Source organism: uncultured Porphyromonas sp. (assembly GCF_947254915.1).
Lineage (GTDB): Bacteria > Bacteroidota > Bacteroidia > Bacteroidales > Porphyromonadaceae > Porphyromonas.
In genome coordinates this window covers 1-9,723 of the sequence record NZ_CAMYEZ010000088.1, presented here as the reverse complement: position 1 = coordinate 9,723, position 9,723 = coordinate 1, and the positions used below count along the sequence as shown (strand labels likewise).

The following is a 9,723-nucleotide window of genomic DNA, read 5'->3' as shown; positions in this document are numbered from 1 at the left end:
TTTCATTCTTCCGAAGTTTTATTTCGTCCCTCGGTGGAGAATTTTCATTTGCTCCGTGGAGATTTCCGAATTCCTCGGGAGGAATCGGCTAGGGAGACTACTGCACCTAGTGGATCTAGTGGCTCTAGCGTGCCTAGTGGGGCTAGATCTCCTAGGGAGACTTTTGCAACAGTCTCATCAAGTGAGTCTATAGCGCTCGGTAGCGAGTCTTAATGCATAATACTCCTAGTGTGTCGTCAGGCGTACCGCTCAGACTACTGAGCTATGATGTGTCATCTCTGAGGAGAGAGTGGGGGATTGTTTGCATCTGTTTCTTTTTTTTACTATCTTAGCCCTTTGAAGGGAGGTGGGTAGTGCTGCATCTTGTGACTTAACACCCATCTGACACACTCCTAGGTGCTTTAATCTGTGTTTAGGACAATAGAATAGATAGATATCAAATACTCACACTTAAAACATATACGCTTATGAAACGAATGTTATCTACTTTAGCGCTGTTGGGTACTTTCTTCTTGTTGCCCCTAGTGGCACAGGCTGCGGAGTACACAATAACCATTGAGCCTGTGGAGCACGCTACCATCAAGGTGACCTATGGTAGTGTTTCCAATCCCACGGAGGTGCACAGTGGGGACAAGGTTGGCTATTATGAGATGCTGACCATCCGGGTGATTCCTGATGAGGGTTACGAGGCAACACACTACATCGTCAATGGTGTCGAGAAGCCTATCAAGAATAGCCTTGGTGAATTTGAGTTTGTCCGTGAGGACTTAACTATCTCTGCCAAAGTGAAGCCTGCCACTAAGTGTACAGTCACCATTACCCCACCAGAAAATGGCACGCTCTCAGTAATGAACATAAAGACTCGCAAATATGTCAAAACAGGCGATCAGCTCTACTCAGGTACGAGTATCCATATGAGCATAACTCCTGCAAAAGGCTATGACATTGAGGCGTGGCTCATAGATGGAGAGTCGTACGAACCCTCTGATAGCAAGTATACACACTACAGCTATACCTATACGGTAAAGAAGGATGTCACCATCTCTGTCAAACTCAAGGAGATCTCCCAGCCCACTCCCTCGGACTACACGGTTACAATGATCCAGCCTAAGGAGGGTCAGGGCACGATGACCGCTTTCTACTACAACAATAAGGATGGTAACAAGACCGCTCTAACGACCGGTAGTAACACTGTGCCTGCGGATGCCTACGTTACCTTTGAGGTGAAGCCTGCCGAGGGCTACGAGATGGATCACTGGATGATCAATAACAAGCCTGATGAAAGCACCTCCAGCACGAAGGGTATCATCGTCAATGCTAATCTCAAGGTAGAGCCTATTCTCAAGAAGGTAGGTGGCTCTGCACAACCCACAGAGGGTAAGATTACGATGGTTCAGCCTAAGATGGCGGAAGGCTTGATGCGGGCTTACACCTTTGATGAGAATGGTGATGAACTCCCGATTCGAGAGGGGCAATCTGTAAAGATCGGCACCAAAGTCACTTTCCTAGTAACCCCTAAGGATGGGTATGAGATGGACTCTTGGAAGGTCAATGACAAGCCTAAGGCACTTGACGCTGTTGAACCTAATAAGATAAAGCTCACTGTCAATGGAGACCTCAAGGTAGAGCCCGTCCTCAAGGAGGCTGAACCCACTGAGGGCAAGATCACGCTGGTACAGCCTAAGAAGGATGACCAAGGGAAGGAGACTGGTGTCCTAAGAGCTTCTTACACCGATAGTGACTATGGTATGACAGTGATTGTCAATGATGGAGATATGGTAGACTTTGACACGAAGGTTACGTTTGCGGTGGAGCCTGCCGAGGGCTACGAGATGGATCACTGGATGATTGATGACCAGCGTAAAGAACCTAACCAAAACAACGCTAACATAACAGAGATCGTCATCAAAGGCAACCTCAAGGTAGAGCCTATCCTCAAGAAGAAAACGTCTGTCACCCCCAAAAAGGGTACAATCACCTTTAGAGTAAAGGGCACTGAGGGTGAAATCCAAGCTACCTATGAGGACCTCGTCAGTGGTAAGCCAAGTAAGATCATTGAGCAGAATCCTACACCATTGCCTATTGGCACAAAGGTTACGCTCAAAGCAACGCTTAATGATGGTTACGAGGTAACCTATACAAACAATGATAAGCCTGTTGCCAAGGAAATGCTCTCAGCCGATGGCTCTGTCTACACCTTTACCGTAGAGGGCGATGCTTCTGTTGTCGCCACCATTGCTCAGAAGCCTGTCGCAGAGAAGTTTATTGTAACCTATACGTCCAATCCTGCTGAGGGTGGAACTGTAAAACTCTTTAACAACGATGGCTCTGAAGTTGCATCTGGCACTTCTATCGTCTCAGGCACTAAGATGTATGTTGAGGTGACGCCTGCAGACAAGTATGAACTAGAAACGCTCCAGGTGGGCGAGACGAAGCTTCAGGCTGGTGATGAGAAGCTTGCCAAGCTGGCAAACAGAGGCTTTAGGTACGACTTTACAGTTACTGTAGCTACCAATATCCAGGCGACCTTTAAGCTCGTCAATGCGATTGAGCAGCTGACAGAGAGCCAGGTTGTCGCTTATGTGAGTAACGGAGGTACACGCCTTGATGTGGCTGGCGCTTCGGAGGGGACTGAGGTGCGCCTCTACGATTACACAGGTCAGCTACTCCTCTTGAGTACTGAGCATACGCTAGACATCAGCGCACTCCCTGCTGGTAGCTACATCGTCCTCGTTGGCAACGACACGACCCGCATCGCCAAGTAAGTCTAAGACGACGGGTCCTGAGCAGGACCCTATACACTGCACGAGGGAGATCCCCGCACAACTGGCGGAGGTCTCCCTCTTTGTTGGGAAGATAGCGGGTGTACTTAATCTAGGATCTCAGTGGAAAGGGCTTAGTTCAAGAGAAAGGCGTTGTGTAGAACAAGCTTCTCTTAGTTGAATATCCTCACTCTTTACTAAGAGACTTTGATACCAGAGAGTCGCATCAGTAGCTGGGGTAGTTCGCTGAGGTTGTGTCGCTTTGAGTTGAGTTGTAGTAGCTGATCTCGCAGGGTGGGCGATATGCGCTGCATCGCTGGGGAGAGGTAGAGCAGCATAGGTACCTGCCCTATAGTCTCAGGGGCAATCGGTCCGCTGGAGTAGGGGTGCCACTCACCATATGCGCCTACGGGACTACAGAAGATAAGTATCGTGGGGGTGTCCTGGTAGTACGCTATAAGTCGCTTGAGGAGATTGTCCTGGTAGTAGATGACGTTGTAGTACTGAGCTAGGTGACATAGGTTATCGTCAGACAGATTTACGTCGGTGTTTGCAGATAAGCGGTTGTACCTATAGAACTCCTCAGGGATACGCCACCAGATGTTACTGCGCGCTCCCATTAGATGAATGGTAGTGAGGCGGGACTGATCCTTTAGTTGCTTGAGATGATTAAGTATGGCATCGTCATAAGGAATGGTGTCTGCCCACTCTTGCTCGTCTGCACGGAGATTGGTAAAGAAGCGCTGGTCGCAGTCGGCTGCTAGCTGTGGGTAGACATCTAGTCCGTGAGCTATGCGTGGGGTGTTGTCCAGCCAATAGGTGTCGTAGCCTGCTACCCGAAAGATACTATAGATAGAGGGGTAGGTATCCCAGCTATTAGGACTATCCTTAGGACATAGGGAGAGTGTCCAAGCAGTTGCGAGAGCGGCATTGTCTGAGGCACTATAGACGCTATCCAGCTTGATGAGAGAGCCCGTCTGCTGGAGGGAGTCTATGGTAGGGGTGTTGTCGTTGATGATGGGATTGTAGCAGTGCATCAGGTGCGGGTAGATATCTTCGGCGACGACCAGCACAACATTGTGCGGTGGTAGGAGCGAGTCTACGGTTACCTCTTGGGGTGTCGCTTGCCGAGGTCTGTAGTTGAGAGCGCAGTGCTTAGCGTTGCGATACAAGACCCAGTTGCTTAGCACGAGGCGAGCTATAGGAGCGTGGAGACTATACTGGATAGCTCCATCGCGAGCCACTACACGAGTCTTGCGTAGGTAGTTAATGCCGAGAATGTGTGCTCCTACGAGGACTACTATGAAGAGGATTGTGGAGCTATATTTCTGGAAGCGTGTGATGCGCTTATGAGGAAGTCCCTTTTTAGCATCTTTGGCAAGAGTGATTAGCCAAGAGATGCCGAGCGGTAGGAAGATGGCCAGTAGTAGCTTGCCCCACTCTCGTAGCATGAAGGGCATATCTAGTCGTAGCGACTTGAAGAAGCCGTGTGCCTCTGAACTATTGGTCGCAAAGATAGGCGTGGCGATAGCATCACAGTAGGGCATCTGGTAGGTACTGGCGAGGTAGAGATCCATAATGTGTACGGCACTGACCAGTACGAGCTCGGTGATGAGGACTATCCGACGCGTGATGCGATGGGGGATTAGGGTGGGGATGATGTAGAGTAGGGTAGCCATCCAAAGAGTGTCCCATAGGAGGGGGAGATTTTCTCTAGATAGATAAGGTGTACTCTTGGAGAGTAGGCTGCGGAGGACGAGATTATTGAGCGTCAAGATCGCTAGCATTGCAATCAGTAGCCATACTAGCTGTGGAGCCCTAGCTTTGACCCCCTGGAGGTAGTTGAAGAGTGCCTTTTTCATAACTGATCTGGATGCTTAGGAGTGAAGGTGACTTCAGTGCCAAAGCCCTTGATACATCTAGGACGAGTGGCGTCGTACTCAAGACTCCACAGCTGTAAGCGGGGGATCGTATAGTTTGACTGGATTCCCATCAGTCCCATCAGTGAGGAGGTGAAGAGGTCGGTCATAAAGGGCTTGTACCGAGCACGCTGTACGGCTAGTAGGACGTCAGGATTCTCAGCTACAAACTGGTCGGACATATAGATCATAAAGGGAATTTGAAGAGACCTCTCAGAGACTGAGTGTACAGCTTGGTGGGGAGACTCGGGATTGTCATAGCGTGACAACCCATGGTCAGAGAGGTAGATGACGATGGAGGAGCTGTGGCTGTAGTATTTGATAATCTCTGAGACGATGTAGTCGTTGTAGAGGATAGAGTTCATATACTCTGCCGAGTTTTGCGCCTCGCCTGAGCTAAGATGAGGCTCCAAGCGCTGGAGTTCTTCAGCTGTGAAGTGGTCAAAGCGGTCGTGTGGATATCTATTTGCAAAGTCTGCATGATTACCCATTAGGTGGGTCATCACTAGCAGATGACCGCTAGGTGAGGTGGTCTGTCGGTAGTCCGTTAGATGTGGGAGGATGAGTTCATCATACTTCGCTTGACCAGCTTTCCAATGGAAAGAACTAGAGGTGCTACCCTCGGTGTAGTAGGAGCTGTCTGCGGTAGAGGCTATGAGCGAAACCTCCTCGATCCAGTCTCCAGCCATCTCCTGATTGCTACACCAGTAGGTTTTGTAGCCAGCGGAGGAAAAAGCGATAGGTAGGGTAGTCGTGGCATCCCAAGGTGCTTGCTCGTCTTCTCCTCGTATGGTGAGGACGCGTCGCAGTGAGGTTATTGTGTTGGGCTGTGGGCAGACGACATCATCGTATAGCGTGAGCGAGCCCGAGCGGACGAGCGAGTCTAGGTGTGGTGTATTCTCTAGTGGGTAGCCGTAGCAGTGCATATCCAGACGACGTAGGGACTCGCCGATGATGACTACCACGTTGTGTGGCTTGCGCTGAGGTATGAGGCGAACGTTGGTGGGAGCGTTTTTCCATAAGTTCTGCGCCATGTCATCGTATCGCTTTTGATTAGCAAAGACTCCTAGCGTTGTCCCGATGTAGCGACTCATCATATTGTACTCGTGAGCGAGGGTGTAAGCTTCATCATTAGAGATCCCCTCGGCCACTATTGAGCTAATCTGCATAGCGTGTGGTACACCTGAGATGAGCACCAATAGTAGCACAGAGACTAGTCCCCACCCCTTGCGCATTAGCCAAGTCACAAGGCTGATGCCACATAGCAGTCCGATGGCCTCTAAGAGGGTGCGCATCGGTATGCTCCAGAGAAGTAGCGAGTGGCACACCTCGTCGGCACGGGGCGTGTAGTACTGTAGCAATACGGTCTGTGTGAGGAGTGTGCCGTGCTCAGTGAGTAGATAGTACTCATATATAAATAGTACAGCCGAGAGCAGTACGATTAGGCTAGTCCACGCGATGCGCCACCACCGCTGAGGGAGGATGGCGGGGAGTGTCATCAGAGTGACCGTCCCAACGATGTATCCTCCTACCCAATAGAGTAGAGGCATCTCTAGTGATAGGTGGATAAGCATCAAGCCTCCCATGACTACCTGTAGGAGTGTCAGGAAGACAAAGAGGGTCGGCATGCCACACATACGCCCCCACAGCTGCTTGAGATAGTGACCGCAGATGGAGAGAAGCCTTTTTATCTTAGGAAACATCAGAATCAAAGATTGCTCGTTAATAGGATTGTTATCACTCCAGCGCAAAAGTCGGAGCTCTTCGCTAGCTTACTTATTGCTCTGAGCGATGCAACGTTGGTATAGATTGGTACATCCCTCGGTGAGTAGGTCTAGAACCAGCTCAAAGCCCGAAGCTCCGCCGTAGTATGGGTCGGGTATGTGGTCCCACGGCATCTGCTTGAGGTAGTCTGCCATGCGCACGACCTTCGCCTGCTGCTCTAGCGTAGGAGCCAGCTCACGTAGCGCCTCGTAGTTGCCATCATCCATAGCGATGATTAGGTCAAAGGTGTCAAAGTCTCTATCCGTCACCTGCCTCGCCCGATGCGTCATCTCGATCCCTCGTCTTGCTGCATGAGCACGCATTCGTGGATCAGCTAGTTCGCCTTGGTGCCACGCTCCTATGCCAGCCGAGTCTACCTCAATCCGAGACGAAGTCGCAGGGTCTTCGGCTAGGAGTTGCCGCATGATAGCCTCAGCGAGAGGTGAGCGACAGATATTGCCTAGGCAGACGAAGAGGATGCGATAAGGAGCCGTGCTGCTAGAGTTGCTCTGTGCCATCGTGGATGCCTTGCTGTATCGTATGGTAGACCTCTTCACGGAGGTCTTGCATCGGCTGATCCGATGTGTGGAACTCCCGAGGGTGAATAGGCGGATGTATATCTAGGTAGAGTCGGCGCCAGTGGGGTAGGAGCGAGCCTGCACGCATTACACCATAGGAGCCCGAGATGGATACGGGGATAATGGGAATGTCTAGCTCATCAGCGATCACGAAGCCACCCTTCTTGAAAGGTTGCATACGCCCCGTGCGGGTACGACTTCCCTCGGGGAAGATAAAGATTGAGTAGCCATCACCGAGCGAGCGCTTCGCTTCGTCTAGCGAATTGCGAATGTTCTGTATGCTATGCCCATTGACAAAGATAAAGCCAGCTACCTCGCACGCTTTGCCCACGAAGGGGACACGCCGTAGCGACTCTTTCATCACCCACTTGAAGGGGATGCCGAGGAAGCCGTAGAGGAGGAAGATGTCGTAGGCTCCCTGATGATTCGCCATCACCACATAGGGTCCAGCCTTCTTGTCGTAGTTCTTGCGCCCTCGCACCGTGACGGGACAGAGGGATAGGATTAGTCCTAGCCACGACCATATGAGTCCAGGGTAGTAGCTAAAGAACTTGCCAAAGCCGAGCAAGCATCCCACCGTCATAATGACTGCTAAGATGATGGTAAGGACCGCATAAATGGGAGCCGCAAATAAGACTATATATATAATGTATAGTATCCGTAGTAGCATAGATGAGTTGGGTTGTCTCACATACTGATTCTGTAGCACTTGTCTCTAGCTCACAAAGGTAGTGAAAAAAGCTCTTGATACTCCCATCTCCTCGTTAAGGACGTCTCATCATCAGCAGACGAATATTCACTCCTTGTCAACAAACGCACCCGACGATTGGGCGAAATATAAGTTAGAGAAAGGAGACTGCTCTCCAAGTTGGTGAGCAATCTCCTTTTGCCTTATGGAACGACTTAGTCAACTAAGCCCCATGGAAGAGGTACTCAGCCTGTATGTCACGAGTCATCTGCGTGAAGAGTTCCTCAATCAGTGCATCTGCCACCTCAAGGGCGCGCCACAAGATAGCGTCTGATGCCTCCTGTAGCATGTCTTGGGCTGCGTGAGGCATCCCCTTGTCCAGCTTATGGCAGTAGCGGCGCTGTATCTCCTCAATGCGCTCATCGCACTCCAGCTCGAAGGCGTGGTAGCGAGCCTTGATGAGCGGAGCGTACTTATTATAGTTGGTCATACCGAGCACCTGTACCTTGCGGAAGGTCCAGTAGGCCGACTCCTGTGAGGACTCACCCCCGCCCTTGGTGTAAGGCTCTGGATAGGAGGTCACACCCTGGAAGAGTGGTACGAAGAGACCTAAGTCTGCCATACCCAAGCAAACGTGATTGATACGCCCGACAGCTACGGGAAGCTTGGGCTGCACCTGTAGGATATGAGTCTGCGTAGTACGGAAGATAGAGACTGGGCGGTACACCTCGTGCGGATTGCTGTGGAGATAAGGATCATGCTCCGTGCCGTCGTAGTGGAAGCGGAAAGCATGGCGCATAGCCTCCATCGTGATCGGCTTCTCAGCCTTAGCATAGACGGGGAAGTTATTGACAGCTACATCCTGCTTCATTGCGGGGGTAAACATCTGCTGGAGTCCCCAGACACGTGGATAGTTGTACGTAGTGTCTAGCTCCACGTCACGTATGTAAGCTTTGTGAAAGTCAAAGGCGCCATCCTTAGGATCATACAGTCCGTGCTCCTGGGCAAACTCGATCAGGTCGCTGGATGCCATAAAGTGCTCCTTGTCCTTGGGATCATACTGGCGGAAGCGGCTCTGATTGCCCGTGACGAAGTATTGCTCCTCGGGGATACGACAAGCTAACCAGCGATGTCCCGAAGCGGTCTCTAGATACCATATTTCATCACTATCAACGAAGCCGATACCGAAGCCCTCGCTGACACCATACTCCTCAATGAGCTTGCCGAGACGCTCTACGCCTTCACGAGCTGTGTGGATGTAGGGGAGGACGATGTTGAAGACTGAGTTCTCAGCCACACCATCCTCCACAAGAGGATCGACAGCCAGTGCTGCATCGCTACTAAAGATAGACTCCGTGGCGCTCATGCCAACGCCGGACTCGTTGAAGCCTGCGCTCCCCCAGTGTCCTGGCAGATGATAAGGTGGCAGCGCCGAGTAGCTCTGCGCATTACCTGGCAGATCGCAGGCGAAGGGACTATCGAATGCGTCAAAGCGCATAGGATCCACCGAGCCAGGCTCGCCGGGACGGTGGATGGTGAGGTTCTTGGCAAACATAGCGTCCCAGTCCTCTGAGCGCGCTACGATACGTGATCCATCAGCACTCATCTGACTGCCGACGATGATGGTCGTACACTCAGAGGGTAGATGAGAATTTTTCTTGTTCATAGTACTTGTGTCTTGATATATTACTCTAATGACAAAGGTAATTCAAATGCTCCATCTAAGCAACGGAACTCACATACCTACTATCGGTGAGCTAGGGGCAATGCACTATAACCCTCTCTGCATAGTGACTACGCCTGAGGACAACCACGTGAATATATGGCTTGAGTCTCTTTACGTAGTGCTATAAACTCACACTATAGCAACTCCGATATGTCCAGTGATACCACAATCTCTACCGAGGAATCTCCCCATAGCTCACGAGGAAACGAAAATTCTCCACCGAGGGGCGAGATAAAACTTCGGAAGAATGAAATGAAACTTCGGAAGAATGAAATGAAACTTCGGA

Annotated in this window: 6 protein-coding genes; 1 reads left to right on the top strand and 5 read right to left on the bottom strand. The window is 50.8% G+C overall.

All coding sequences use genetic code 11. The features are described 5' to 3' along the window. Positions 1-467: 467 nt before the first annotated feature. On the top strand, positions 468-2,765 hold the full coding sequence (locus tag Q0X57_RS06090) for a T9SS type A sorting domain-containing protein (protein ID WP_297729045.1): 2,298 nt from the start codon (positions 468-470) through the stop codon (positions 2,763-2,765). A 194-nt stretch (positions 2,766-2,959) separates the two neighbouring features. On the opposite strand, the gene Q0X57_RS06085 is transcribed toward Q0X57_RS06090, so the two are convergent. From Q0X57_RS06085 to Q0X57_RS06065, 5 genes are all read right to left on the bottom strand, one after another. Beyond that, positions 2,960-4,624 carry a sulfatase-like hydrolase/transferase gene (locus Q0X57_RS06085; RefSeq protein WP_297729042.1) on the bottom strand — a complete coding sequence of 555 codons (1,665 nt, stop codon included), beginning with the start codon at positions 4,622-4,624 and terminating at the stop codon, positions 2,960-2,962. Beyond that, positions 4,621-6,384: a phosphoethanolamine transferase gene (locus Q0X57_RS06080; RefSeq protein ID WP_297729039.1), complete on the bottom strand. Its 1,764-nt coding sequence runs from the start codon at positions 6,382-6,384 to the stop codon at positions 4,621-4,623. The genes Q0X57_RS06085 and Q0X57_RS06080 overlap by 4 nt, the downstream gene beginning before the upstream one ends. A 69-nt stretch (positions 6,385-6,453) precedes the next feature. Further along, a complete protein-coding gene (locus tag Q0X57_RS06075; protein WP_297729036.1) occupies positions 6,454-6,963 on the bottom strand; it encodes a low molecular weight protein-tyrosine-phosphatase in 510 nt (169 codons plus the stop codon). Beyond that, the gene (locus Q0X57_RS06070; protein ID WP_297729033.1) at positions 6,944-7,693 is read right to left on the bottom strand and encodes a lysophospholipid acyltransferase family protein; all 750 of its coding nucleotides are present in this window, start codon (positions 7,691-7,693) and stop codon (positions 6,944-6,946) included. The genes Q0X57_RS06075 and Q0X57_RS06070 overlap by 20 nt, the downstream gene beginning before the upstream one ends. 241 nt (positions 7,694-7,934) lie before the next feature. Continuing rightward, positions 7,935-9,377 (bottom strand): C69 family dipeptidase, encoded by a 1,443-nt coding sequence (locus Q0X57_RS06065; protein ID WP_297729030.1) that lies wholly within the window; start codon positions 9,375-9,377, stop codon positions 7,935-7,937. Between the last annotated feature and the right edge of the window lie 346 nt (positions 9,378-9,723).

Coding starts and splice junctions, on each gene's coding strand:
- Q0X57_RS06065 (WP_297729030.1), bottom strand. CDS start 9,377: ATGAACAAGAAAAATTCTCATCTACCCTCTGAGTGTACGACCATCATC.
- Q0X57_RS06080 (WP_297729039.1), bottom strand. CDS start 6,384: ATGTTTCCTAAGATAAAAAGGCTTCTCTCCATCTGCGGTCACTATCTC.
- Q0X57_RS06090 (WP_297729045.1), top strand. CDS start 468: ATGAAACGAATGTTATCTACTTTAGCGCTGTTGGGTACTTTCTTCTTG.
- Q0X57_RS06070 (WP_297729033.1), bottom strand. CDS start 7,693: ATGCTACTACGGATACTATACATTATATATATAGTCTTATTTGCGGCT.
- Q0X57_RS06075 (WP_297729036.1), bottom strand. CDS start 6,963: ATGGCACAGAGCAACTCTAGCAGCACGGCTCCTTATCGCATCCTCTTC.
- Q0X57_RS06085 (WP_297729042.1), bottom strand. CDS start 4,624: ATGAAAAAGGCACTCTTCAACTACCTCCAGGGGGTCAAAGCTAGGGCT.